This is a genomic window from Mycobacterium yunnanensis (genome assembly GCF_025823185.1).
Taxonomy (GTDB): Bacteria; Actinomycetota; Actinomycetes; order Mycobacteriales; family Mycobacteriaceae; genus Mycobacterium; species Mycobacterium yunnanensis.
The window spans coordinates 121,081-146,244 of the sequence record NZ_JACKVK010000009.1; the positions used below are offsets into that span (position 1 = coordinate 121,081).

Sequence of the window (25,164 nt, forward strand, 5' to 3'; positions counted from 1 at the left end):
GGCCGACACCCGTGCAGACGACGTCGGCGACAGCGCCCGTGCCACGGCCCGTGGACCGATACGGTTGTCGGATGACCGGTCCGACACCACCCATGGGGCGAGTCACCGCCTTCGTGCGGTGGGTCGCGCGCACGCCATGGCCGGTGTTCACCCTCGGCATGCTCCAGGCCGACATCATCGGCGCGTTGTTCGTGCTGGGCTTCCTGCGGTTCGGACTGCCCGCCGAGGACCGGGTCCAGCTGCAGGACCTCCCGACGCTGAACCTCGCGGTGTTCCTCGGCTACCTCTTCGTGTCGTTCACGATCCTGTCGTGGCTGACGCTGCGGCTGCTGATTCCGGTGATCCGCTGGCAGCGTCGCGACAGCCTGCTCGGCGACGGTGACCCCGCGGTGACCGACCTGGCCCGCGTGCGGGCTCTCAGGATGCCCTTCTACCGCGCGGTCATCAACGTCTCGAACTGGTTCCTGGGGTCGATCGTGTTCATCGTCGCCAGCTGGCCCGTCGCCAGCCGGTCGGCGCCCGTCGTCGCCGTCGCCGCCGCGTTGGGCGCCACCGCGACCGCGATCATCGGCTACCTGCAGTCCGAACGGGTGCTACGACCGGTCGCCGTCGCCGCGCTCCGCGGCGGCATCCCCGAGAAGTTCCAGGCACCCGGCGTCATCCAGCGGCAGGTGCTCACCTGGGTGCTGTCCACCGGCGTGCCCATCCTTGCCATCGTGCTGGCGCTGGTGGCCAGCCGGTTCGAGATCCTGACCGCCCCCGCCGAGCGCCTCAACACCCCGATCCTGCTGCTGGCGATCGCCGCGCTGGTCATCGGGCTGGCAGGCACCGTGCTGGTGGCGATGTCGATCGCCGACCCCCTGCGGCAACTGCGCTGGGCACTGGGCGAGGTGCAGCGCGGCAACTACAACGCCCACATGCAGATCTACGACGCCAGCGAGTTGGGCCTGCTGCAGGCCGGCTTCAACGACATGGTCCGCGACCTCGCCGAACGACAGCGTCTGCGGGACCTCTTCGGCCGCTACGTCGGCGAGGACGTCGCCCGCCGGGCGCTGGAGCGCGGCACCGAATTGGGCGGCCAGGAACGCGACGTCGCCGTGCTCTTCGTCGACCTGGTCGGGTCCACCCAGCTGGCGTCGACCCGGCCCGCCGCCGAGGTGGTCAGCCTCCTCAACGAGTTCTTCCGTGTCATCGTCGACAGCGTCAACCGGCACGGCGGGTTCGTCAACAAGTTCCAGGGCGACGCCGCGCTGGCCATCTTCGGCGCCCCCATCGAGCACCCCGACGCCTCCGGTGCGGCCCTGGCCGCCTCACGGGAACTGCACGACGAGCTGATCGAGGTCCTCGGCCAGACCGACTTCGGCATCGGGGTGTCGGCGGGCCGGGCCATCGCCGGTCACATCGGCGCCCAAGCCCGCTTCGAGTACACCGTGATCGGCGACCCGGTCAACGAGGCCGCCCGGCTCACCGAGCTCGCGAAGCTCGAGGACGGACACGTGCTGGCCTCGGCCATCGCGGTCAGCGGCGCGCTGGACGCCGAGGCGCTGTGCTGGGACGTCGGCGAGATCGTCGAACTGCGCGGCCGCAGCGCACCGACCCAGTTGGCCCGGCCGCTCAACCTCGCCGCCTCCCGGCGCGTGTCGAGCCAGGCGCAGAACTAGCCCTTCTTCGCCGCGGCCTTCTTGGCGGGCGCCTTCTTGGCGGCGGTCTTCTTGACGGCCTTCTTGGCGGGCGCCTTCTTCTTGACGGGGCCGCGCGCACGGCGGTCGGCCAGCAGCTCCGACGCCCGACCGTCGGTGATCGACATGACGTCGTCACCCTTGCGCAGGCTGGCGTTGGTCTCGCCGTCGGTGACGTACGGACCGAAGCGACCGTCCTTGATCACCATCGGCTTCTCCGAGACCGGGTCGGTGCCCAATTCGCGCAGCGGAGGCGTCGCGGCGCCCTGCCTGCCGCGCCGCTTGGGCTCGGAGTAGATCTTCAGCGCCTCGTCGAGGGTGACGGTGAACATCTGCTCCTCGTTGGCCAACGAGCGAGAATCCGTGCCGCGCTTGAGGTATGGGCCGTAGCGGCCGTTCTGCGCCGTGATCTCCTCATTGGTCGCCGGGTCGACGCCGACCACCCGTGGCAGCGAGAGCAGCCTGAGCGCGTCGTCGAGGGTGATGGTCTCGAGATCCATCGACTGCAGCAGCGAGCCGGTGCGCGGCTTGGGTCCGGTCGGCGGCTTCTTGCCCTTCTTCGCGGGCGCCCCGTCCTCAGGCTCGTCCGGCGGAGCTGGCAGCACCTCGGTCACGTACGGACCGTAACGGCCGTCCTTGGCGACGATTTCGTGGCCGGACTCCGGGTCGACGCCCAGCGAGCGGCCCTCCTGCGGCGTGGAGAACAGCTTCTCGGCGAGCTCGAGGGTCAGCTCGTCGGGGGTCAGCTCGTCCTTGAGGTTGGCCCGCTGCGGCTTGAGCTCCCCTGGATTGTCCGGATCCGGAATCATCCGCTCCAGGTACGGCCCGTTGCGGCCGACGCGGACGTTGATCGGAGTGCCGTTCTCGTCGTCGAACAGCTTGATGGAGTTGACGACTCGCGCGTCGATCTCCTCCAGGTTGCCGCCGACCAATTGCTTGAGCCCACCGGCGCGCGCGATCGAACCGTCGACGCCGTGTTCGCCGCCGAAGTAGAAGTTGTTGAGCCAGTTGGTCCGTCGCTCGTTGCCCGAGGCGATCTGGTCGAGCTCGTCCTCCATGGCCGCGGTGAAGTCGTAGTCCACCAGACGCCCGAAGTGCTGCTCCAGCAAGCCGATCACGGCGAACGCCACCCACGACGGGACCAGCGCGCTGCCCTTCTTGTGGACGTACCCGCGGTCCTGGATGGTCTTGATGATCGAGGAGTACGTCGAGGGACGGCCGATGCCGAGCTCTTCGAGCGACTTGATCAGCGACGCCTCGGTGTAGCGGGCGGGCGGGCTGGTGGTGTGTCCGTCGGCGGTCAGGTCGGACGCGTCGACCCGCTGCCCCTGGGTCAGGTTCGGCAGCCGGCTCTCGGCGTCGTCGGCCTCGCCGCCGGCCTGCTCGTCGAGGCTCTCGACATAGGCCTTGAGGAAGCCTGCGAAGGTGATGGTGCGGCCGCTGGCGTTGAAGACGACCTGCTCGCCGGAACGGGCTTGGCCCGCGATGCGCAGGCTCAGCGTCGTCCCCCGCGCGTCGGCCATCTGCGAGGCCACGGTGCGCTGCCAGATCAGCTCGTAGAGCCGGAACTCGTCGTTGTCGAGCGCGGAGTGCAGCTGGCCCGGGGTCTGGAAGACGTCGCCCGACGGCCTGATGGCCTCGTGGGCCTCCTGGGCGTTCTTGACCTTGCGGGTGTACTGGCGGGCCGTCGGATGGACGTACTCGTCGCCGTAGAGCTGCCTGGCCTGGTTGCGTGCCGCGTTGATCGCCGTCTCCGACAATGTCGTGGAGTCGGTACGCATGTAGGTGATGTAGCCGTTCTCGTACAGCCGCTGCGCGATGCTCATCGTGCGCTCGGAGGAGAACCGCAGCTTGCGGCCCGCCTCCTGCTGCAGGGTCGAGGTCATGAACGGCGCGTAGGGACGCCGGGTGTAGGGCTTCTGCTCGACCGAGGCGACGCTGAGCTGGGCGCCCCGCAGCCCGCCGGCCAGCGCGGAGGCCGCCTGCTCGGTGAGCACCAGCACTTCTTCGGGGCGTTTCACCCCGCCCAGGGAGTCGAAGTCGCGACCGCTGGCCACGCGCTTGCCGTCAACGGTGTTGAGCTTGGCGGTGAACTTGGGCGGCGAGGCCTCGGGGTCGGACACCGACGCGTCCAGCTCGGCGGTGACGTCCCAGTATCCGGCGCTCCTGAACGCCATGCGCTCGCGTTCGCGCTGCACGATGATGCGCGTCGCCACCGACTGCACCCGGCCGGCCGACAGCTTCGGCGCCACCTTCTTCCACAGCACGGGGCTGACCTCGTAGCCGTACAGACGGTCTAGGATGCGGCGGGTCTCCTGGGCGTCGACGAGGTCGATGTCGAGGTCGCGGGGGTCGTCGGCGGCGGCCCGGATGGCCGACTCAGTGATCTCGTGGAACACCATCCGCTTGACGGGGATGCGCGGTTTGAGCGTTTCGAGCAGATGCCAGGCGATCGCCTCGCCCTCGCGGTCACCGTCCGTGGCGAGGTAGAGCTCGTCGACGTCCTTGAGCAAGGACTTGAGCTCGGCGACGGTGGCCTTCTTCTCCGGGCTGATGATGTAGAGCGGTTCGAAGTCGGCGTCGACGTTGACCCCCAGGCGGGCCCAGGGCTCCGTCTTGTACTTCGCGGGCACGTCGGCCGCGGCGCGGGGCAGGTCGCGGATGTGTCCACGCGACGATTCGACGACGTAGTTCGACCCCAGGTAGCCCGCGATCTTGCGCGCCTTGGTGGGCGACTCGACGATGACGAGTCGCCGAGTCGTGCCGTTGCCGCTAACGCCGCCGGAGTCAGCCAACTGTGTTTACGCTCCACTTCTATGTCGCCGAAGGCGCGGTACCACTGATTCAGCAGTCCCACCAGCCCGCGGCAACTGACAATTTGGCACTACCGACGAGCCTACGCAAACTGGCCTCGCCCGCGGGGCTTAGCCGGAGTGCGGCCAGTTGTGAAACGCCTCAGGCTCCCCTGGCGGTTCCCCCACGTTCTCTACCAGGCGCGATAGGCGTCGGCGGCCACTGATCCGCAATGCCGGGTGCGTCCCGCGGGTGCCGATCAAGGTCGGTGCAATTCCCACCCTCATCATCGCGGCTGCGAGAGCGGTGTGCGTGTCCGGCGCGTGCGGATCCAGTCCGAGCAGGTACCGGTCGGCCTCGGGCATGCCGGCGGCCAGCGTCCACGCCCGTAGTTCCCGCGGGCCGGGCAGCCACTGCGGCGGGACGGTCTTCACCGCGCCGCGCGTCCAGCTCGTCGCAATCGCCGACAACAGCGGGTCGGGCGCGGTCCGCACCAGCGGGGTGTTCTCGTCGGTCCGGCCGATCTCGGCGACTAGACCCGCGTCGGCGATCATGGCGGCCAGCGCCTCCGCACGCCACTGCGCGTCGACCACGACCGAGAGGCGAGCAGCCCGATCCTTGCCCTGGCCGACGACCACCACCTGTCCCGGCCCGGCCAAGATGCCGGTGAGGTCGGCGACCGCTGGGGGCACCGCCTCTGCCGAGAAGAAGGACAGCTGGCTCACCAATGCGACATTAGGCCAGCGCGCGCTTCCCGCCGCGACACCGTGCCGCGTCAACGTGGACGATCATGGAGTGGTCGACGACGTCGAGGGGGTGCAGCGTGTCTGAGGGCGTGTCCGACTTCGGTCGCGAGCTGCTCGCCCGCGCCGTGGAGGGCACCGACGTCGACGAACATCCGCTGCGGCACGTGGCCGACCTGGCGCCGCGGCGGGCCCGCACCCAACCCTGGCCGCAGTGGTCCGACCCGGACGTCGTCTCGGCGTTCGTCGAACGTGGCGTCACCCAGCCGTGGAGCCACCAGGCCGCCGCGGCCGACCTCGCCCACTCCGGTCGCCACGTGGTGCTCAGCACCGGCACCGCGTCGGGCAAGTCGCTGGCCTACCAATTGCCGATCCTCACCACCCTCGCGGCCGATCCCCGGGCGCGGGCGCTATATCTCTCTCCGACCAAGGCCCTCGGCCACGATCAGCTGCGGGCCGCGCAGTCGTTGACCGACGCGGTGCCGCGGTTGCGCGACGTCGCACCCAGTCCCTACGACGGCGACAGCTCGAACGACGCGCGCCGGCTGGCCAGAGAGCGATCGCGATGGATCTTCTCCAACCCGGACATGATCCACCTCTCGCTGCTGCGCAACCACGCCCGCTGGGCGGTGTTCCTGCGCAACCTGAAGTACGTGGTCGTCGACGAATGCCATTACTACCGTGGCATCTTCGGGTCCAACGTGGCGATGGTGCTGCGCCGCCTGGTGCGTCTGTGCGAGCGCTACGCCGCCGACGACGGTGGGCCGACCGTCGTCTTCGCCAGCGCCACCACCTCCGCTCCCGCCGCGACCGCGTCGGAGTTGCTGGGTCACACCGTGGCCGAGGTGACCGACGACGGGTCCCCGCAGGGCGGCCGCACCGTCGCGCTGTGGGAACCCGCGCTGCGCGACGACGTCACCGGGGAGAACGGCGCCCCGGTGCGGCGCTCCGCCGGCTCGGAGGCCTCGCGGGTGATGGCCGACCTGATCGCCGAGGGCGCGCGCACCCTGACCTTCGTCCGGTCACGACGTGGCGCCGAGCTGACGGCATTGGGTGCGCGGGCCCGGCTGGGGGACGTCGCACCCGACCTCGCCCACCTGGTGGCGTCGTATCGGGCCGGGTACCTGTCCGAGGACCGCCGCGCCCTGGAGCGGGCCCTGTCCGAGGGCGAGCTGCGGGGATTGGCCACCACCAACGCCCTCGAGTTGGGCGTCGACATCGCCGGTCTCGACGCGGTGGTGCTGGCCGGCTTCCCCGGCACGGTGGCGTCGTTCTGGCAGCAGGCCGGGCGGGCGGGGCGACGCGGGCAGAGCGCACTGATCGTGCTGATCGCCAGGGACGACCCGCTGGACACCTTCCTGGTGCACCATCCGGCGGCGCTGCTGGACAAACCCATCGAACGCGTGGTGATCGACCCGACCAACCCCTACGTCCTCGGTCCTCAGTTGCTCTGCGCCGCAACCGAATTGCCGCTGACGGAGGCCGAGGTGCGGACCTGGAACGCCGAGGCCGTCGCCGACACTCTCGTCGACGACGGTCTCCTGCGGCGGCGCCCGGCCGGCTACTTCCCGGCGCCGGGCCTCGACCCTCATCCCGCCGTGGACATCCGCGGGTCCACCGGCGGCCAGATCGCCATCGTCGAGACTGGCACTGGCCGGATGCTGGGCAGCACCGGTGCGGGTCAGGCGCCGTCGTCGATCCATCCCGGGGCGGTGTACCTGCACCAGGGCGAAACCTACGTCGTCGACTCGCTGGACTTCGAGGACGGCATTGCCTTCGTCCGCGCCGACGATCCGGGGTATTCGACCTCGGCGCGGGAGTTGACCGACGTCGCGGTGACCGGCCCGGGCGAGCGACGCACGGTGGGGCCGATCACGATCGGGATCGTGCCGGTGTCGGTCAGCCACACCGTGATCGGGTTCCTGCGGCGGCGGATGAACGGCGAGGTGATCGACTTCGTCGACCTCGACATGCCCACCCAGACGCTGGACACCATGGCGGTCATGTGCACGATAGAGCCGGAGACGTTGGCGGGCAACGGAATCGACGACATCCGAGTGCCGGGTTCGCTGCACGCCGCCGAACACGCGGCGATCGGGCTGCTGCCGCTGGTGGCGAGCTGCGACCGGGGCGACATCGGCGGCGTCTCGACGGCGGTGGGACCGGAGACCGGCGAGCCGACGATCTTCGTCTACGACGGTCATCCAGGTGGCGCGGGCTTCGCCGACCGCGGCTACCGACAGCTCGGCACGTGGTGGGAGGCCACGGCCTCGGCGATCGAAGCGTGCGAGTGCCCGTCGGGGTGCCCGTCCTGCGTGCAATCGCCGAAATGTGGCAACGGCAACGACCCGCTCGACAAGGCAGGCGCGGTGGCGGTACTTCGGCTCGTACTCGACGAGTTGGCCAAATCCCCGCTGTGAGCGAGTGCCGCCAAGGCTAAGCCGCAGGTCCCCGAACGCCTAGGATGGCGGCATGACCGACGACTGGCTGCTGGTGGAGACACTCGGCGCCGAACCGGCCGTCGTCGCCGAAGGCCAGCACACCAAGAACCTCGTCCCGGTCAGCGCGTTCCTGCGACGCAGCCCACATCTGATGGCCATCCAGACGGCCATCAACGAGACGGTGCAGGGCGGCAAGCCCCTGAGCAGTTTGACGCCCAAGAGCGACCGCGTGATCCGCACCGAGGTGGTGCAGATGTCCGACGGCCGCATTCACGGCGTGCACGTGTGGATCGGGCCGCTGGATCGCGATCCGCCCGACCGCGTCATGCCCGGTCCGTTGAAGTGGGATCTGAGCGACGGCGTCGCCACCGACACGCCCGAATCGCTGATGAACAGCGGGCTCGACCCCACCACGGAGGCCACGCAGGGCCGGGCGTTCGCCGAGGACCTGCCCGCCAGGAACCTCAACCCCGACGAGGCGAGGGTGCTCGCGGTGGCGATCCGGCCCGAGGCGGGGCGCACGTTCTGCAGCACCTGGGAGGTCACGGACTACAAGGGCAAGCCGATCACCGTCGGGTTCGCGGCCAGGGTGCTCGCCGAGGTCGACGACGCCGGCCAGGAGCGGTTGGTCTGCCGGGCGATGAACTGGCGGGCGGTCACCGAGACGCCGTCGCGGCGCTCCGGAGACCTCGGTCAGCGGATCCTCGACGGCCTGGCCCGGCCCGGCGTGCACCGCGCGCTGGTCGACCCGTCGACGTGGAAGCTGCTCAAGTGGCTCGACGAGCCGTGTCCGTTCTTCGACTGGCACGCCAAGGAGGCTGGCGAGTCCGTCGTCCACCCCGACGACCGGGACGAGATGGTCGCGCTGTCCACCGAATTCGACGGCGACCCGGTCTCTCGCGTGCTCCGGTTGCGGTCCGTCGACGACGGGTGGACGCCGGTGCACGTCACGGCGCACCGGGTGGAGATCGCCTCGGACACCTACGCCGGTCTGCTGTCGATGAGGCTGCCGACCGACGACGAGCTTGCCCCCAGGCGGAAGACCTCGCGGGCCGGCAAGTTGGCGTCACGCCGCGCCCGGGCGTAGTCGCTCGCCCCTCCCTCATCGAGTGTGCTGGGAGATCGCTCGAACGCGGGCGTTCGCGATCTGTCAGCACACTCGATGCGCGGTTACGGGGTCATCGCCCCGGGACGCACGATCATCAACACCACGACGACGACCCACAGCAGGTTGAAGATTCCACCGAGCATGCCCATGCGGCTCAGTTCGGCCCGAGTGGCGTTGCGCGCCAACACGTGGCGCTGCGCGGGCACGATGCGCAGCGCCAACAGCGCACCGGCCGCGGCGGTCAACACCATGGCGACGAGGACCCACACCTCGGTCATCCGGTGCTGGACAATCGCGAGCGCGATGCCTAGCACCGGTACCGCAAGCGCTAGCAGACCGTAGACGCGGGTGAGGCGATGCAGCACTCGCGCCACCGCGAGATTGCGCTCCCCGGCGCGTTCCGGCCGGGACCCGACACCCGCCGCGGCGGGGACGAATCGCGGGAAGATGCTGACCGCCACCGCGGGCGGGCCCACGAAGAGGATCGCGAACACGACGTGGACCGACAGAAGTAGCGCCTGCATAGCTTCAATATAGTTGAAGGTACGCCGCTGCGGCTACTGCTCCTCGGGCTGGGGCGTGGCGGCACCGGTCATCAGCGCGCGCACCGCCGCCTCGAGTCCGGTGACCAGTTCCGGCGCCGTGTCACGCATGCGGTCGTCGAGGGCCTCGCGTCGCCGGTGGGCGTGCCGCAATGCCTCCCGCCCCTCGTCGGACACCCTCAGCGTCGATGCCGCACCTGCGTGTGCGGTGCCGTCGTCGACGAATCCGCTGGCGGACAACGCCTTCACCGCAACGTGGACGGATTGCACCGAGATCCGCGACCTGCGGGCAAGCTCGCTGAACGAGATGTCGGGCGTGGCCTTGATGTGCCCCAGCAGGGCGTACTTGCGCGGGGTCAACCCCAGCTCCCGAAGCTCGGCCGCCAGGTCGGCCTCCCAGGCGTGCGAGACCGCCAGCAAGGCCAACATCGCGCTGAACGGAGGCGGATCTGTCACCGGAGAGGGCTCCTTGGCTGGGCGGACCAGCGCTCATGCTATCGGCCGAACCCCTTCACACCGGTCCGGCGCGGGCGCTCGCGCGCGCCACGTGCACCCCCCACCGACCCAGCCGCACGGCCACCTCCGTCGTCACGACGACGTCGAGTTCCTCGACCGCGCACGCCGCCACCGTCGCCGACATCACCGCGGCCAGCGACTGCGCCGACGCGCACGCCACCTGCGGACCGGACACCAGCCGGCCCGCCGCGGCCAACGCGGCCAGATCGGCCGCCGCCTGAGCGCGGTGGCGGGCGATCACCGCCGAACCCACCAGCGCCCCGCCGACGGTCAGCGCCATCAGCACCGACATCATCGCCGCGGCCACCACACTGGCCGCACCGCGGTCAGACGCCAGGCTCGACCATCGCCACCGCCTCGGCACTGATAGTGATGCCCGGCAACAGGATCGAGCCAGAGCTGACCCGTGCCACCACGAAACCGCCGTCTCGGCGCAGGACCAGCGAAGCCCCGGACGGACCACCTCGGCGTACCACGTCCGCAGCAGCGCCCTGGTCACCGCGGGCGGCCAGCCGGGCGGCCTCGCGCGAGGAGTCCACGCACCGCACCTGCATCCCCACCGCGGCCAGGCCGCCGACACAGAACACCAGGACCACCACCAATGCCGCGACCGCAAAGGCCGCCTCGACGGTGACGCCACCCGCGTCGCCACCTAGACGTTGGTGTTCAGGGCCCTGGTGATGATGTTGCTCAGGGCATTGACGATCGAGTCGCCCGTCACCACCGTGTAGAGGATCGCCCCAAAGGCCGCCGCCGCGATGGTGCCGATGGCGTATTCCACGGTGGACATGCCGTCCTCGTCCACGGCCAGCAGCACGAACCGCGCCTGCAACCGTTGTATTATCCTGCGCTCCAACACTTCTCTCTCCATTCGTCGTCCAACTGCCCGCGGTGTCTCCGCGCGCCACGATTCGGCTCACCACACCCCCGACTGCAACACGTCCCCGGCCAGGCCGACCACCACCGGCACGATCCCCAGGCACACGAACGCCGGCAGGTAACACACGCCGAGCGGGCCGGCGATCAACACCGACGCCCGCTCGGCGGCCGCTCGTGCCGAATCGGCGGCATCGCGCCGCGACTGGTCGGCCAGATCTGACACTGCTTGCGCCAGCGCGCTTCCCGAGGCCGCGGAGCGGCGGGCGAGCCGACACAACGCCTCGACCCGCGGCTGACCAGAGACGTCCACCGTCGACCAGACGGTGAACGCGTCGGCACCCACGGCCAGCAGGTCCGCGGCCCGCTCGAGCACGTCGGCGAGTCCATGCGGCGCATACGGCGCGGTCGCCTTCGCTGCGGCCGCCACGGCCATACCCGAGGACAGGCATGCCGCGAACACGTCCAGTGCCGACGCGGCCGCGAGAGGATCATCGTCCTCACCGGCGTCGGTTGCTGCCGGCGCGACGTCGGCGATCGGGTTGGCGGCACGCACCCGCCCGCCGGCGAGTAGCGCCGCCAACGCGAGAAGTACTGCGGCCAGGCTCATCCGAGTACCCGACCGGTGATGCGATCCGACCACGCCAAGCCTGCACAGGCGAGCGTCACGCCGATCACCAGACACCACCCACCGACCCCGCCGGACAGCAGGAACGGCACGGGGTCGGCGCCGATGGCGTGACCCAATCCGACCCCGAGAAGGGGCAGCCCCGCCAGGATCGACGCGGTGGCCCGCGCACCCGCCATGCCCGCCGACACCCCGGAGGCGAAGCGTTCACGCTCCACGATGTCGCGTTCGGCCGCACGCACCAGCGCGACGATCGACAGTCCGTGATCCTGGGCCAACTGCCACGCCGCCGACAACCGCTCCCAATGTCGAGGCACCGTCGACTGTCCGGCGACCGAACGCAATCCGGCGACGACGTCGGCCCCGAGCCTCGCGCGGGCCGCCACCGCCCGCAGGGAATCCGCGACCGGCCCGTCCACCTCGGCCGCTGCGCTCTCGAACGCCACGACGGGATGCGCCCCCACCCTGAGCTCGCCCACCAGTACGCCGAGTGCACCCTGGAGGGCGGCCGCCTCCTCGACCCGGCGGCGGCGCGCTCGATTTCCATTACGCCGCAAGGCCACCGACGCCAGCACCGCTGCCAGGGCGGCGGACGCCGCCACCGAGACGAACACCGCGGTCGTCGCCATCGCCAGCGCACAGAGCACCACGAGCACGCCGCGGCGAGGCCGGGTCGGAGCCGTCGGGAGACCCAGCCGACGACGCGGCTGACCCGGGGCCACGACCAGCGCGGCCGCCAAGATAAGCGCCGCGGCCGTCATGAGCCGCGCGCCGACACGAGGTCGGCCAAGGAGTCCGCGCCCTCGCCGAATCCGCGGTCGGCGTGCCACGCGGTGACCGCGGCGACGAACCCGTCCCCGCCCCGGCGTAGCACGGCGATCTCCTCGAGCCGGCGGGAACCTGCGCCGTCGCGGCCGACGTGCAGCACCACCCGCACGGCCGCGGCGAGTTGACTGTGCAGCGCCGCCCGATCCAGCCCACCGACCGCCGCGAGCGCCTCCAGACGAGCCGGCACCTCGGCGGGGCTGTTGGCGTGCACCGTCCCGGCACCGCCGTCGTGACCGGTGTTCAGGGCGGCGAGTAGGTCGACGACCTCGCCGCCGCGCACCTCGCCGACGACGATGCGGTCGGGTCGCATGCGGAGCGCCTGCCGAACGAGGTCACGCACGGTCACCTCGCCGACGCCCTCGACGTTGGCGTAGCGGGCGACGAGATTGACCAGATGCGGGTGACGCGGCGCGAGTTCCGGCGCGTCCTCCACGCACACGATGCGTTCGGTGGCGGGGACGGCCCCCAGGGCCGCCGACAGCAGCGTCGTCTTCCCGGCGCCGGTGCCGCCGGAGACCAGGAACGCCAGGCGAGCGGCGATCACGTCGTCGACGAGGGCGACGGCGTCGGGTGCGATCGCCCCGGCACGTGTCAGCGCCGCCAGATCCTGGGTGGCAGGTCGCAGCACGCGCAGCGACAGACAGGTGCCTGCGGGCGCGATGGGCGGAAGCACGGCGTGCAGCCGCACGGTGAATCCGCAGGCGCCAAGGCCGGGGAGCTGCCCGTCCACCCAGGGCTGCGCCTCGTCGAGACGGCGCCCGGCCGCCAGTGCCAACCGTTGCGCCAGCCGCCGCACGGCCGCCTCGTCGTCGAAACGCACTGCGGTCCGGCGAAGCCCGTGGCCGTCGTCGACCCACACCGCATCGGGGGCCGCCACCAGGACGTCGGTCGTGCCCTCCGCACGCAGCAGGGGATCGAGGATCCCGGCGCCGGTCAACTCGGTTTGGAGCAGTCGCAGGTTGCTCAGGACGTCGCTCTCGCCAAGCAGACCGCCCGACTCCGCGCGAATCGCCTCGGCGACGACCGTCGGCAACAGCGGTCCCGACTCGGTTGCCAGCCGCTCTCTGACTCGCTCGATCAGCGACGCGCTCACGCGACCAACTGTTCGTCGGTCGCGCTGGGCTGGCGGTGCAGCACGTCCAGCACCCGCCGCGCTGCCCCGGCCAAGGGCGAGCGTCGCCGCGGCCGCAACCCACCGCGCTCCAACTCGGCGGCCAGGCCGGGTTGCGGTCGCATGGCCGCCAACAACGGCCGCTCGACGATGCGGGACACGTCGACTGAGCGGAGCCCGCCGGGGGCGGGACCGCGGACCACCAGTCCGACGTTGGGGTTGGCGTCGGTCAGCCACTGCGCCACGGCACTGGCTGCGGCGCACGACCGGACGTCGGCGGGCACGACGAGGACGACGAGGTCCGCGGCGTCCAGGGCCACACCCACCGCGGGAGTCGCCCGGCGGGGCAGATCGCAGATCGTGGTGGCACCCGCGCGACAGCCGCCGTCGATGACGGCAGTGAGTGCTCCGGGGTCGACTTCGTCACCGGGCCGACCGGCCGAGAGCACGGTGACGCCGTGTCGCGACGGCAGCGCCCCCGTCAGCGCGTGGTGGCCGACTCGGCCGCCACCGAGGTCGAGGTCGGGCCACCGCAGACCGGGATCGCGCTCGCTTCCGAGGGTCAGGTCGATGCCGCCACTCCACGGGTCGACGTCGACCAGCAGCGCCTTGGGCGCGACGTGCGCGAGTGCGGTGGCGAAGACCGTGGCACCCGCTCCGCCGCATCCGCCGACGACGGCCACTACGGCGCCGCGTCGGTGCTCATCGGCCGATCGGTCGGCCGCGTCGACCAGCGCAGAGACCAGGGCCACCTCGTCGGTGGGCAGCGACAACACCCGTTGCGCACCGACGGCTACGACGACGTGCCACTGATCCGGACTCGGCGTGGTGGTGCCGACGACCAGGATCCCGTCGCGGCGCGGCAGTCCCAGCTCGGCGCAGCGGCGGGCACCGTCGAGATCGAGGATGACAGCAGACGCCGCAGACCAGACCTTGCGGCTGGACGGCTCGTCGACGTGCACGGCGCGGACGCCGGCCGCCGCCGCCACGCGGTCGACGTCATGCCGGAGGGAGGCGTCGGCGACCATCGCGAGGATGCCGTTGCTCGAACTCATGCCTCCACTGTGTGGCTACGACGGACCCTCCAGAGCCCACGACCGCCGAAACGTGCCCGACATGTGGATGAAACCGCGTCTGTGGAGAACCGGTGCCGGTGCGGCGCCGCGCAAACTCGACTACGGAGACGTCAATTTCGTCGGGACACCCGGAAGGCCACTGCGGCGAACTACCCCTGAAAAAGGGACGACCCCCGCCAGGGGGGAGGAGGCGGAGGTCGTCGTGTATCAGCCCCGGGGGGTCGGGCTGATGCACACTCGGCATAAGCCGAGTAATGCTCACTATACACACGCCGACATGGGCGAGCGCAAGTCATCGGCACCCTATGAATCTCCAATGAAATCCCACGGTGACCTGGAAAGTTACCTGGGGGGACACGTGGCGGGGACTGTCACTTCGCTGCGGCGGGCACCGCGCCCGATACGCCGGCCGCCTATGCTGGCTTCGTGACCGCTTCCGGCGCCGCTTCGGCGGAGGAGTCAGAGCCGCATCTGGCGCCCGTCGGGGACCCACCCATTCGCACCGCGGCGTTCTTCGACCTCGACAAGACGGTGATCGCGAAGTCGAGCACGCTGGCCTTCAGCAAACCCTTCTTCGATCAGGGTCTAATTAACCGACAAGCAGTCTTGAAGTCGACTTATGCGCAGTTCCTGTTCCACATGTCCGGTGCCGACCACGAGCAGATGGACCGGATGCGCTCCTACATCACCACGATGTGCGCGGGGTGGAACGTCGAGCAGGTGAAGTCGATCGTCGGCGAGACGATGCACGACATCGTGGATCCCCTCGTCTTCGTCGAGGCCGCCGACCTGATCGCCGACCACAAGCTGTGCGGTCGCGACGTCGTCGTGGTCTCGGCCTCTGGTGAGGAGATCGTCGCCCCAATCGCCAAGGCCCTCGGCGCAACCCATGCGATGGCGACCCGGATGGTCGTCGAGGACGGCAAGTACACCGGCGAGGTGGCGTTTTACTGTTACGGCGAGGGCAAGGTCGAGGCGATCAAGGAACTCGCGGCCCGCGAGGGGTACGCGCTCGACCACTGCTACGCCTACTCCGATTCGATCACCGATCTGCCGATGCTCGAGTCGGTCGGCCATGCATTCGTCGTCAACCCCGACCGTGCGTTGCGCCGGGAGGCGCTCGGCAGGGACTGGCCGGTGCTGACGTTCTCCCGGGCCGTGTCCCTGAGGGAACGCATCGGCGCCCCCTCCGGGGCGGCCGTCGCCACCTCGGTAGCGGTCGGCGTCAGCGCCTTGGCGGCCGGCGCACTGACCTACTCGTTGCTGCGACGGTTCGCCTTCTAGACGCGCAAAGGCGCCGTCACCGCGGTTGCTGGGGTGTGCGCGTAACGATCCGGCGACTCGCGTGAATTGACCCTTGATGTGATAGCGGTCACGGAGTACAAAGGAGTCACGGAAGCCGATAGAGGCCAAGTTCGAACCGGAAGAGAAGGTTCGCACTCCCGACAGAGGCTTCCCAGCACGGAACCTGCGAACCCACGCGGAGCACATGCCGCGATAATGGCAAAAGTGTTGCGGGCCTGCGTAATTGCGAAGAGCGGACGCCAAGCGAGGACCTCTTGGGTGAGGTCGGCAGCCGTAGCGCATCGCAATGACGCCGAGGCCACCCACGCAGCCCACGAAGCACGCATGGTATCCGGAGTTCCGTGCTAGCGGGCGGCGAGCCGAGTCATTCGGAGCGCCGCCCGCTTCATGTTGCTGGGGTCACTTCCTGGTCGACGCCTCGGCGATCGTCAACGCCTCGCGCGCGCCTGCCCTCATGGCGTGGCAACTGTTGAGCAGCCACGCGGTCAGACCCTCCCGGGTTCCGGACTCGAACCCGCGCGCCGCCGCTCGGTAGTCACCGGGCTTCTGCATCCAGAACTGCTCGGGGATCCCCAGCCCGCGGGTGTCCAGACCGCTGGCGACGGCGGCCAGTCGCGACACGCCACGGGCCACCACGCCGTCGGCGACGCCAAAGGGGGCCAGCACCAACAACTCACCGTGCACCACCGACGCGAGTATCGGGGCGGGGACGCGGGTGCTCGTCACGACGTCGGCCAGCATCTCGAGGCGCCGTCCGACGCCGTCGTCGGTGCGCGGCCGACCGAGGCGGTCGTCGTCGGTCAGGTCGGCGGCCGCCAAGGCATGCAGCCGCGCGATCGCCTGCAACGGGGCGCGCTGCCACACCCCGATCAGCGACGATCCGCCACCTTCGAGCGCCTCGGCGACACGCAACGCACCCGCCAACACGGGGTCGGGTCCCTCACCGGGGGTGAGCACCAGCGATCCCCCGTCGAGGACCGACGACGCCCGCGCCGCCCGCATCGCGGCTTCGGCTGCCGTTGCGGGCCAACCCCGACGGTTCGCCTTGTGTCGATGTGCCAGGGCGAGCGCCTCTCGGGCCTCCTCGGCGGCGTCGGCGACCCCTGGCAATTCCGCCAGTGGGGCAAGGGGATCGGGAGCGGCCACGAGGACACGCTAGTGCCCCGGTACGGGGTCCCGTCGTGGGGTCGACGACCGCTGGGCTCGCCCACGTGCGCGTTCGGCGCGCGTGGGCCACCGTCCGCAGCCGTCGACGTGAGTTGTCTCCCTCCGCCACATGGGTGGTGACTACGCTCACGTTCATGGCACAGAACGACACCGCGGCGCCGTCCACCCAGACCTCCTATGCGCCGTCGACCGCTTTCGCCGAACAGGCCAACGCGACCGCCGCGCTCTACGACGAGGCCGAGGCGGACCGGCTCGCGTTCTGGGCCGAGCAGGCCAACAGGCTGGCCTGGGAGACGCCGTTCACCGAGGTACTGGACTGGTCGGAAGCCCCGGTGGCCAAGTGGTTCGCCGACGGCAAGCTCAACGTCGCCTACAACTGCGTCGACCGCCACGTCGAGGCAGGCAACGGCGACCGCGTCGCCATCCACTGGGTCGGCGAGCCCGTCGACCACCACCGCACCATCACCTACGCCGAACTCAAGGACGAGGTCTCCAAGGCCGCCAATGCCTTGACCGACCTCGGATTGGTCGCGGGTGACCGGGTAGCCATCTACATGCCGATGGTGCCCGAGGCGATCGTGGCGATGTTGGCCTGCGCCCGACTGGGCGTCTTGCACTCGGTGGTGTTCGCCGGGTTCTCCGCCAGCGCTTTGAAGGCGCGCATCGCCGACGCCGAGGCAAAGCTCGTCATCACCACCGACGGGCAGTACCGCCGCGGCAAGGCGGCCTCACTGAAGGACGCGGTGGACGAGGCCGTGGAAGGAGATGGCGGGCAGTCCATTCAGCACGTCCTCGTCGTCAAGCGCACCGGGATCGACGTCGGCTGGACCAAGGGCCGCGACCTGTGGTGGCACGACGTGGTCGACGCCGCGTCGACCGAGCACACCCCCAAAGCGTTCGACGCCGAGCACCCACTGTTCCTGCTGTACACCTCGGGCACCACGGGCAAGCCCAAGGGCATCATGCACACCACCGGCGGCTACCTGACGCAGAGCAGCTACACCCATTTCAACGTCTTCGACGTCAAGCCCGAGACCGACGTCTACTGGTGCACCGCCGACATCGGCTGGGTCACCGGACACACCTACATCGTCTACGGCCCGCTCTCCAACGGCGTCACGCAGGTCGTCTACGAGGGCACCCCCACCTCGCCCACCGAGCACCGCCACTTCGAGATCATCGAGAAGTACGGCGTCACCATCTACTACACCGCGCCGACGCTGGTGCGGACGTTCATGAAGCTGGGCCGTCAGATCGCCGCCGAGCACGACCTGTCGAGCCTGCGCCTGCTCGGTTCGGTCGGCGAACCCATCAACCCGGAGGCGTGGCGCTGGTATCGCACCGTCTTCGGCGCCGACCAGACCCCGATCGTCGACACGTGGTGGCAGACCGAGACCGGTTCCATCATGATCTCGCCGCTGCCCGGCGTCACCGCCACCAAGCCCGGCTCGGCGATGACCCCGCTGCCCGGCATCTCGGCGGTCATCGTCGACGACGACGGCAACCGCCTCGAGCCGGGCACCGACCACGGTGAGCAGGTCAGCGGCTACCTGGTGCTCGACAAGCCGTGGCCGTCGATGCTTCGCGGCATCTGGGGCGACCCCGAGCGCTTCAAGGAGACCTACTGGTCACGCTTCGCCGAGCAGGGGTGGTACTTCGCCGGTGACGGCGCCCGCTACGGCAGCGACGGCGAGATCTGGGTGCTCGGCCGCATCGACGACGTCATGAACATCTCCGGGCACCGAATCTCCACCGCCGAGGTCGAATCCGCCCTGGTCGGGCACTCCGGGGTGGCCGAGGCCGCCGTCGTCGGCGCCACCGACGAGCAGACCGGGCAGGCAATCTGCGCGTTCGTGATCCTCAAGGCCTCGGCTCAGGGTGGCGCAGAGAACATGGTCGAGGAGCTGCGCGCCGAGGTGGCCAAGGAGATCTCCCCGATCGCCAAACCCCGCGAGATCCACGTCGTGCCCGAGCTGCCCAAGACCCGCAGCGGCAAGATCATGCGACGCCTGCTGCGCGACGTCGCCGAGGGACGCGAACTCGGCGACACCTCCACCCTGGTCGACCCCAGCGTCTTCGAGGCCATCCGCGCAGGCAAGTAGCACCGCGGGAGACGTCGACCGGACTATCGTGGCACGCATGCGGGGCCCCGGCGCGCCCCGCCAGGAGCGTGATCACCGGTGAGTTCAGCGAGGGTGTCCGACGCCAGCGTGCGCGCCGTCCACGAGCTCTTCGTCGCCGGCGAGGTGGACGGTTCCTATCTGGCGACCACTCCCCTGCGCCGCGTCGTCGTCGAGAGCTGGCAGCGCAGCCTGGCCCGGGGCGTCGACCCCGACCTCGGGGGCGCGCAGTCCTCGGAGGTGGCGGTCGGCGTGGCCCGCATGCGGGCCGAGCACCCCCTGGCGTCGGCGCTGCCGGTCATCCGGCGACTGCTGGTCGACGACGCCCGGTCCAGCGGGGTCATGGTCGCGATCAGCGCGGCGGACGGCACCTTGCTCTGGGTCGAGGGCGACCCCTCGGCGTGCCGTCGGGCCGAGGCGATGAACTTCGTCCCCGGCGCGGACTGGAGTGAGCGCGGCGCGGGCACCAACGCCCCGGGAACGGCGTTGGCGCTCGACGCCGAGGTGCAGATCCGGCGCACCGAGCACTTCTCCCGCGTCGTGCAGCCGTGGAGTTGCACCGCGGTGCCCGTGCACGACCCGGTCACGGGCGCGTCGATCGGTGCCATCGACCTCACCGGCGGCGACGAGGTGTCCTCGGCCCAGACCCTGGCCCTGGTGCGCGCCACCGTGGTCGCGGTGGAGAACCACCTGGCCCTGCTCCGGTTGACCGAGCCGCAGCGCAGCCAAAACCCTTGCGGCACCAGACATTTGCACGTGCTGGGGCCCGATCGTCCCCGATGGGAGAGCGTCGACCAGAGCGGTCGACGCACGCGCGCCGTGCTCACCGGCAGGCACGCCGACATCCTGGTGCTGCTCAGCAGACACCCCGAGGGGCTCAGCGCCGACCACCTGGCCACGCTGCTGGACGACGGACACCTCGACGTCGTGACCGTGCGCGCGGAGATGTCGCGACTGCGCCGCGTCGTCGGGCCCGAATTGCTGGCGTCACGGCCCTACCGTCTGACCGCACCCGTCTCCAGCGACCTCGCCGAGGTCTTCGACGCGCTGGCCCGCGGGGACGTGTCGGCGGCCCTCGACGCGTACGGCGGACCGCTGCTGGACAAGTCGGTCTCCCCCGCCGTCGGACGGCTGCGCACCGAGGTGAGCACCAGCCTGCGCGGCGCGGTCGTCGCGACCGGTGACCTGGGGCTGCTGCGCCGCTGGCTTCGATTGCCGGAGGGATCCGACGACCGAGAGGGCTGGCGCCTGCTGCACGACGACGCACGCGCCGGGGCGCTGGATCGCGCCAGGGCCGGTGGGCATCTGGCCGGTCTCGATCTCGAATTTGGCTGACGTCAGCCCGGTGCGACCGTGCAACCGTGATGCAACCCCTCGCGGTCTATCTTGAGTGACGACCGACACATTCTCGATGCGTCGCCCCGTTCGCTGGAGAGGAACCCATGACTGTTTACGCGCGGCCAGGCACCGAAGGCTCCGTGATGAGCTTCGAGTCCCGCTACGACAACTGGATCGGCGGCGAGTGGGTAGCGCCCACCGCGGGCCGGTACTTCGAGAACCCGTCACCGATCACCGGCAAGACCTTTTGCGAGGTGGCCCGGTCCGACGAGTCCGACGTCGACAAGGCGCTCGACGCAGCCCACGCCGCCGCCCCCGCCTGGGGCAAGACCTCGCCCGCCGAGCGGGCCAACATCCTCAACAAGATCGCCGACCGCATCGAAGAGAACCTGGAGTCGATCGCCGTCGCCGAGGCGTGGGACAACGGCAAGCCCGTGCGCGAGACGCTCAACGCCGACATTCCGTTGGCCGTCGACCACTTCCGCTACTTCGCGGGAGCCCTTCGCGCGCAAGAGGGTTCGCTGTCCCAGATCGACGAGGACACCGTCGCCTACCACTTCCACGAGCCGCTCGGCGTCGTCGGGCAGATCATCCCGTGGAACTTCCCCATCCTGATGGCGGTGTGGAAGCTGGCTCCCGCGCTGGCCGCGGGCAACGCCGTCGTCCTCAAGCCCGCCGAGCAGACCCCGGCGTCGATCCTGTACCTGATGTCGATCATCGGTGACCTGCTGCCCGCCGGTGTGGTCAACGTGGTCAACGGATTTGGCGTCGAGACGGGCAAGCCGCTGGCGTCGAGCAACCGGATCGCCAAGATCGCGTTCACCGGTGAGACCACCACCGGTCGGCTGATCATGCAGTACGCCTCGCAGAACTTGATTCCGGTCACCCTCGAGCTGGGCGGCAAGAGCCCCAACATCTTCTTCTCCGACGTCATGTCCCAGGTCGACGACTTCCAGGACAAGGCGCTGGAGGGCTTCACGATGTTCGCCCTCAACCAGGGCGAGGTGTGCACCTGCCCGTCGCGTTCCCTGGTGCAGGCCGACATCTACGACGAGTTCATGACCCAGGCCGCCATCCGCACCAAGGCCGTGCGCCAGGGCGACCCGCTCGACACCGAGACGATGATCGGCGCTCAGGCGTCCAACGACCAGCTCGAGAAGATCTTGTCCTACATCGAGATTGGCAAGGATGAGGGCGCCAAGGTGATCACCGGCGGCGAGCGCGCCGAACTCGGTGGCGAACTGAACGGCGGCTACTACGTGCAGCCCACCATCTTCGAGGGCAACAACAAGATGCGGGTGTTCCAGGAGGAGATCTTCGGTCCCGTCGTCGCGGTCACCTCGTTCACCGACTACGACGACGCGATCTCGATCGCCAACGACACCCTCTACGGTCTGGGCGCCGGCGTGTGGAGCCGCGACGGCAACACCGCCTACCGGGCCGGGCGTGACATCAAGGCCGGCCGCGTGTGGACCAACTGCTATCACGCCTACCCCGCGCACGCCGCGTTCGGTGGCTACAAGCAGTCCGGCATCGGCCGCGAGAACCACAAGATGATGCTCGACCACTACCAGCAGACCAAGAACCTGCTGGTGTCCTACGGCAACAAGGCGCAGGGCTTCTTCTAACCCCTGCCGAACGTGAAGAAGTGCGCGAGGAATGCACGAATCCTCGCGCACTTCTTCACGTTCGAGCCACGCGCATCGCGCGGATCGCCGGTGCCGTCGAGGCGGCCAGCAGCGTGGCCCGGTCCGCCGGGTAGCAGACGTCGACGACGGCCGCCGACGGGAACCGATACGGGCGGCCGTGCACCAGACCGGCGAGTCGACCACGCAGACGCGACATCTCGGCCCGCACCGTCACCACGCGGGACCGGTCACCGTAGAGGTCTTCGGCGAGGTCCGGAGCCGACCGTCCGTCGCGATGGGTGGCCAGGACGAGCAGGATCTCGGCGTGCCGCGGCGAGATGTCGTGACGCCAGCAGCCGAATTGACCGACCATCTCCAGGGTCGGCGCCCCCGAGTCGCGGACGTCCAGGGTGACCCTTGAGATGCCGGGGGTGGCGTCCTCGTCGGTGGGGCGCACCAACCATCCGCCAGGCAGCAGTTCGATCTCGCACATCCCCAGCGGCGGCACCCACGCTCGACCCGGCCCGGTCTCCGCCGGCAACAGGATGCGATTGTGCAGCGGCACCGAATCCACCGCGGCCACCCACCCGTCGTGGTCGACGGCGAGGGCGGGTGCGCCGATGCGCGCCAGAATTGGCGCCGCCACCGCCCGCAACCGGTTCAGCGTGCGGTCGTGTTGTTCGCGCAGCCGGGATTCGGCGAGGCGCGCGACGACGTCGACGAGGGCGACCGTGGTCGGGTGCACCGTCGCGGCGGGGCCGGACACGTCGACCACCCCGATCACCTGACCGGTCCGAGGATCCTTGATGGGTGCGCCAGCACACGTCCACGGATGGTGGCTGCGCTGGTAGTGCTCGGCGGAGAACACCTGCACCGCGCGGTTCGACGCCAGCGCGGTGCCGATGGCGTTGGTGCCGACGGCGTTCTCGCCCCAGTGCGCGCCTTCGATGAACCCCAGCCGGTCGGCGTGGTTGAGCACCGACGCCGACCCGCTTCGCCACAACACCCGGCCCAGCGCGTCGGCGACGACGAGGATGTTGTCGCCGTCGGCGATCAGCGTCTCCAGGTTGCGGGACACCTCGTCGAGCACGCCGAGCAAGCCCGAGGACTTCCTCAGCATCTCCAGGCCGGCCAGTTCGACGACGGGTGAGGACAACCGGTCGGGCGCAAGGCCGTTGGCCATCATCCGATGCCAGGAATCCTCGATCACCGACCGGGGGCGGGCGGGAGCACGCTCACCCGACATGGTCGCGTCGTAGACCGCCGACATGAGCCGGGCGAAGTCTCGCGGGTCCTCGCCGACCGCGACGGCCGGTTCGGGAGTGGACGTATCGTGCATCACCAACGATTGTGCTCCCGGTCACACTGGAATGCCACTAGCGGAACACCAGGCCGCCGTCGATCAGCCCCGCCTGCCCCGTCATGTAGTCCGCGTCCGGACCGGCCAGGTACGACACGAAGCCGGCGACGTCGTCGGGGGTCTCCGCCCGGCCCAGCGCGATGCCGCCGACGAACTTGTCGTAGGTCTCGCCTTCGGCGGCGCCGGTCAGCTCGGCGAAACGCTTGTCGATCTCGACCCACATGTCGGTGCCGACGACGCCGGGACAGTAGGCGTTGACGGTGATGCCGTCGGCGGCGTGCTCCTTGGCCGCGGCCTGCGTCAGCGCGCGCACGGCGAACTTGGTGGCGCTGTACACGCCAAGCATCGCGAACCCGTCGTGGCCGGCGATGGAGGACGCGTTGACGACCTTGCCGCGGCGGCCCAATTCCTTGAACTTGGTCACCGCGGCCTGGATGCCCCACAGCACCCCGTCGACGTTGACGGCCCAGATCTTGGCGACGTCGGCGGGCGTCGTGTCGAGCAGGGGCGCGACGAGCGCGATGCCGGCGTTGTTGACCATGATGTCGAACCCGCCCAGCGCGGACGCCGCGTGCTCGACGGCGGCGAACACCTGATCACGGTCGCTGACGTCGGCGACGAACGTCGTTGCCTTCGAACCGATGTCGGCGATCTCGTCGGCGACCTGCGCGATGCCGTCAGGGCCGATGTCGACCAGCGCGACGTCGGCGCCGTCGCGGGCCAACCGCAGCGCGATGCCACGGCCGATGCCGCGTCCCGCGCCGGTGACCAGGGCGACCTTGCCGGTCAGAGCGCCGGTCACGAGACCGCCCCCGTACCGGCGGGGTCGACGAGGACCTTCATCTTGGTGCCAGCGTGCAGCGCTTCGAACCCCTCGTCGACGACGTCGTCGAGCGGGATCGACGTCACCCAACCGGTGGTGTCGTAGGCGCCCTTGGCCATGAGGTCGATGACGGCGGCGAAGTCCTCGGCGGTGTAGCAGAGCGATCCCTGAATGCGGGACTCGTTCATCACCAGGTTGAGAAGTGGTGTCGTCAAGGGCTTTTCGTAGATGGCGACGCTGACCATCGGCCGTCGCGCTCCCACGCAGGCCAGCGCGGTCTCGACCGCGGGCGTCACGCCGGCGGCGTCGAACACCGCGTCGGCTCCCGCACCGTTGGTGTGGTCGGCGATGAAGGCGGGCACGTCGACGGCGGTCGGGTCCAGGGTGCGCGCACCGAGGGCCTCGATCGACTCCCGCCTCGTCGCCGACGGCTCGACGACGAAGACGTCCTCGACTCCCTTGCCGCGCAATGCAAACCACAGTCCGATACCGATGGGCCCGGCGCCGAACACCATCGAGGTACCGTCGGCGGTCGGCTCGCCAAGCGTGGCCGCGTGGTAGGCCACCGACATCGGCTCGACGAGCGCACCCAGCTCCAACGACACGTGGTCGGGCAAACGGTGCAACATGTCGGTCGGCACGACGGTGTACTCGGCCATGCCGCCGTCGGACATCAACCCGTGGAAGCCGATCTGCTGGCAGATGTTGTAGTTGCCTGCCCGGCACGGCCCGCAGTGCCCGCACCGGTAGAGCGGCATGACCGCCACCCGATCGCCCGCCGCGTAATCGGTGACGCCGTCGCCCACCTCGGTGATCACCCCGGAGAACTCGTGCCCCATGGTCAGCGGCAGCTGCTGCCCGGTCAGCGGGTGCGGTGAGGTGGGGATGAAGATCGGGCCCGCGTAGTACTCGTGCAGGTCGGTGCCGCAGATGCCGTTGAACCCGACCTTCACCTTGACCGTGCCCGGTGTGGGCGTCGGTTCGGGGACGTCGGCGACCTCGAGTTTGTGGGGTCCGTAGTACACAGCTGCTCTCATGTGGCCATTTCTATGTGACGGCGGCCACGTTCGAAAGAGTTGCAC

22 protein-coding genes are annotated in these 25,164 nt (G+C 69.9%); 7 read left to right on the forward strand and 15 right to left on the reverse strand.

Going from position 1 to position 25,164, the window contains the following annotated elements; translation table 11 throughout:
* The first annotated feature begins 71 nt into the window (after positions 1 to 71).
* Complete coding sequence (locus H7K45_RS17500; protein WP_263997161.1) at positions 72 to 1,661, forward strand: adenylate/guanylate cyclase domain-containing protein; 1,590 nt, start codon at positions 72 to 74, stop codon at positions 1,659 to 1,661.
* On the opposite strand, the gene topA is transcribed toward H7K45_RS17500, so the two are convergent.
* Both topA and H7K45_RS17510 read right to left on the reverse strand, forming a co-directional pair.
* A complete protein-coding gene (topA, locus tag H7K45_RS17505) occupies positions 1,658 to 4,474 on the reverse strand; it encodes a type I DNA topoisomerase (protein ID WP_263997162.1) in 2,817 nt (938 codons plus the stop codon). The two genes, H7K45_RS17500 and topA, sit on opposite strands and share 4 nt — an antisense overlap.
* A 129-nt stretch (positions 4,475 to 4,603) precedes the next feature.
* Positions 4,604 to 5,197: a hypothetical protein gene (locus tag H7K45_RS17510; protein ID WP_263997163.1), complete on the reverse strand. Its 594-nt coding sequence runs from the start codon at positions 5,195 to 5,197 to the stop codon at positions 4,604 to 4,606.
* Positions 5,198 to 5,307: 110 nt separating this feature from the next.
* On the opposite strand from H7K45_RS17510, the gene sftH reads away from it, so the two are divergent.
* Both sftH and H7K45_RS17520 read left to right on the forward strand, forming a co-directional pair.
* Positions 5,308 to 7,635 carry a DEAD/DEAH box helicase gene (sftH, locus tag H7K45_RS17515; RefSeq protein WP_372512582.1) on the forward strand — a complete coding sequence of 776 codons (2,328 nt, stop codon included), beginning with the start codon at positions 5,308 to 5,310 and terminating at the stop codon, positions 7,633 to 7,635.
* A gap of 52 nt (positions 7,636 to 7,687) precedes the next feature.
* Positions 7,688 to 8,743, forward strand: a complete 1,056-nt coding sequence (locus tag H7K45_RS17520; RefSeq protein WP_263997166.1) for a PAS domain-containing protein — start codon at positions 7,688 to 7,690, stop codon at positions 8,741 to 8,743.
* 83 nt (positions 8,744 to 8,826) lie between these two features.
* Here H7K45_RS17520 and H7K45_RS17525 read toward each other — a convergent pair whose 3' ends face one another.
* From H7K45_RS17525 to ssd, 9 genes are read right to left on the reverse strand one after another with little or no spacing between them, the layout of a single operon-like run.
* Entirely contained in the window at positions 8,827 to 9,288 is a 462-nt protein-coding gene (locus H7K45_RS17525) for a hypothetical protein (protein ID WP_263997167.1), read from the reverse strand.
* Between the two features lie 33 nt (positions 9,289 to 9,321).
* The gene (locus H7K45_RS17530; RefSeq protein ID WP_263997169.1) at positions 9,322 to 9,762 is read right to left on the reverse strand and encodes a MarR family winged helix-turn-helix transcriptional regulator; all 441 of its coding nucleotides are present in this window, start codon (positions 9,760 to 9,762) and stop codon (positions 9,322 to 9,324) included.
* A gap of 55 nt (positions 9,763 to 9,817) precedes the next feature.
* The gene (locus tag H7K45_RS17535; protein ID WP_372512573.1) at positions 9,818 to 10,129 is read right to left on the reverse strand and encodes an Rv3654c family TadE-like protein; all 312 of its coding nucleotides are present in this window, start codon (positions 10,127 to 10,129) and stop codon (positions 9,818 to 9,820) included.
* Between the two features lie 19 nt (positions 10,130 to 10,148).
* Entirely contained in the window at positions 10,149 to 10,421 is a 273-nt protein-coding gene (locus H7K45_RS17540; protein ID WP_308206421.1) for a TadE family type IV pilus minor pilin, read from the reverse strand.
* Positions 10,422 to 10,474: 53 nt separating this feature from the next.
* Complete coding sequence (locus tag H7K45_RS17545; protein WP_263997172.1) at positions 10,475 to 10,693, reverse strand: DUF4244 domain-containing protein; 219 nt, start codon at positions 10,691 to 10,693, stop codon at positions 10,475 to 10,477.
* A 45-nt stretch (positions 10,694 to 10,738) separates the two neighbouring features.
* A complete protein-coding gene (locus H7K45_RS17550; protein WP_263997173.1) occupies positions 10,739 to 11,308 on the reverse strand; it encodes a type II secretion system F family protein in 570 nt (189 codons plus the stop codon).
* Positions 11,305 to 12,087 (reverse strand): type II secretion system F family protein, encoded by a 783-nt coding sequence (locus tag H7K45_RS17555; protein ID WP_263997174.1) that lies wholly within the window; start codon positions 12,085 to 12,087, stop codon positions 11,305 to 11,307. Before H7K45_RS17555 ends, H7K45_RS17550 begins: the two co-directional genes overlap by 4 nt.
* Entirely contained in the window at positions 12,084 to 13,247 is a 1,164-nt protein-coding gene (locus H7K45_RS17560; protein WP_263997175.1) for a TadA family conjugal transfer-associated ATPase, read from the reverse strand. The genes H7K45_RS17555 and H7K45_RS17560 overlap by 4 nt, the downstream gene beginning before the upstream one ends.
* Positions 13,244 to 14,320 carry a septum site-determining protein Ssd gene (gene ssd, locus H7K45_RS17565; RefSeq protein ID WP_276070206.1) on the reverse strand — a complete coding sequence of 359 codons (1,077 nt, stop codon included), beginning with the start codon at positions 14,318 to 14,320 and terminating at the stop codon, positions 13,244 to 13,246. The genes H7K45_RS17560 and ssd overlap by 4 nt, the downstream gene beginning before the upstream one ends.
* A gap of 492 nt (positions 14,321 to 14,812) precedes the next feature.
* Here ssd and H7K45_RS17570 point away from each other — a divergent pair, with 492 nt between their 5' ends.
* The gene (locus tag H7K45_RS17570) at positions 14,813 to 15,625 is read left to right on the forward strand and encodes an HAD-IB family hydrolase (protein ID WP_372512583.1); all 813 of its coding nucleotides are present in this window, start codon (positions 14,813 to 14,815) and stop codon (positions 15,623 to 15,625) included.
* 420 nt (positions 15,626 to 16,045) lie between these two features.
* On the opposite strand, the gene H7K45_RS17575 is transcribed toward H7K45_RS17570, so the two are convergent.
* Positions 16,046 to 16,792, reverse strand: coding sequence for an oxidoreductase (locus H7K45_RS17575; RefSeq protein WP_263997176.1), 747 nt, complete (start codon positions 16,790 to 16,792; stop codon positions 16,046 to 16,048).
* Positions 16,793 to 16,947: 155 nt separating this feature from the next.
* On the opposite strand from H7K45_RS17575, the gene acs reads away from it, so the two are divergent.
* The 3 genes from acs (at position 16,948) to adh (ending at position 21,899) form a co-directional block, all read left to right on the forward strand.
* Positions 16,948 to 18,915 carry an acetate--CoA ligase gene (gene acs / locus H7K45_RS17580; RefSeq protein WP_263997177.1) on the forward strand — a complete coding sequence of 656 codons (1,968 nt, stop codon included), beginning with the start codon at positions 16,948 to 16,950 and terminating at the stop codon, positions 18,913 to 18,915.
* 78 nt (positions 18,916 to 18,993) lie between these two features.
* Positions 18,994 to 20,268 (forward strand): sigma-54-dependent transcriptional regulator family protein, encoded by a 1,275-nt coding sequence (locus H7K45_RS17585; RefSeq protein WP_263997178.1) that lies wholly within the window; start codon positions 18,994 to 18,996, stop codon positions 20,266 to 20,268.
* Between the two features lie 107 nt (positions 20,269 to 20,375).
* The gene (gene adh / locus H7K45_RS17590) at positions 20,376 to 21,899 is read left to right on the forward strand and encodes an aldehyde dehydrogenase (RefSeq protein WP_263997179.1); all 1,524 of its coding nucleotides are present in this window, start codon (positions 20,376 to 20,378) and stop codon (positions 21,897 to 21,899) included.
* A 55-nt stretch (positions 21,900 to 21,954) separates the two neighbouring features.
* Here adh and H7K45_RS17595 read toward each other — a convergent pair whose 3' ends face one another.
* The 3 genes from H7K45_RS17595 to H7K45_RS17605 are packed head-to-tail and all read right to left on the reverse strand — an operon-like array spanning position 21,955 to position 25,119.
* Positions 21,955 to 23,238, reverse strand: coding sequence for a GAF domain-containing protein (locus H7K45_RS17595; protein ID WP_263997180.1), 1,284 nt, complete (start codon positions 23,236 to 23,238; stop codon positions 21,955 to 21,957).
* Positions 23,239 to 23,275: 37 nt separating this feature from the next.
* The gene (locus tag H7K45_RS17600) at positions 23,276 to 24,061 is read right to left on the reverse strand and encodes an acetoin reductase (protein WP_263997181.1); all 786 of its coding nucleotides are present in this window, start codon (positions 24,059 to 24,061) and stop codon (positions 23,276 to 23,278) included.
* The gene (locus H7K45_RS17605; protein ID WP_263997182.1) at positions 24,058 to 25,119 is read right to left on the reverse strand and encodes a 2,3-butanediol dehydrogenase; all 1,062 of its coding nucleotides are present in this window, start codon (positions 25,117 to 25,119) and stop codon (positions 24,058 to 24,060) included. Before H7K45_RS17605 ends, H7K45_RS17600 begins: the two co-directional genes overlap by 4 nt.
* Positions 25,120 to 25,164 lie beyond the last annotated feature (45 nt).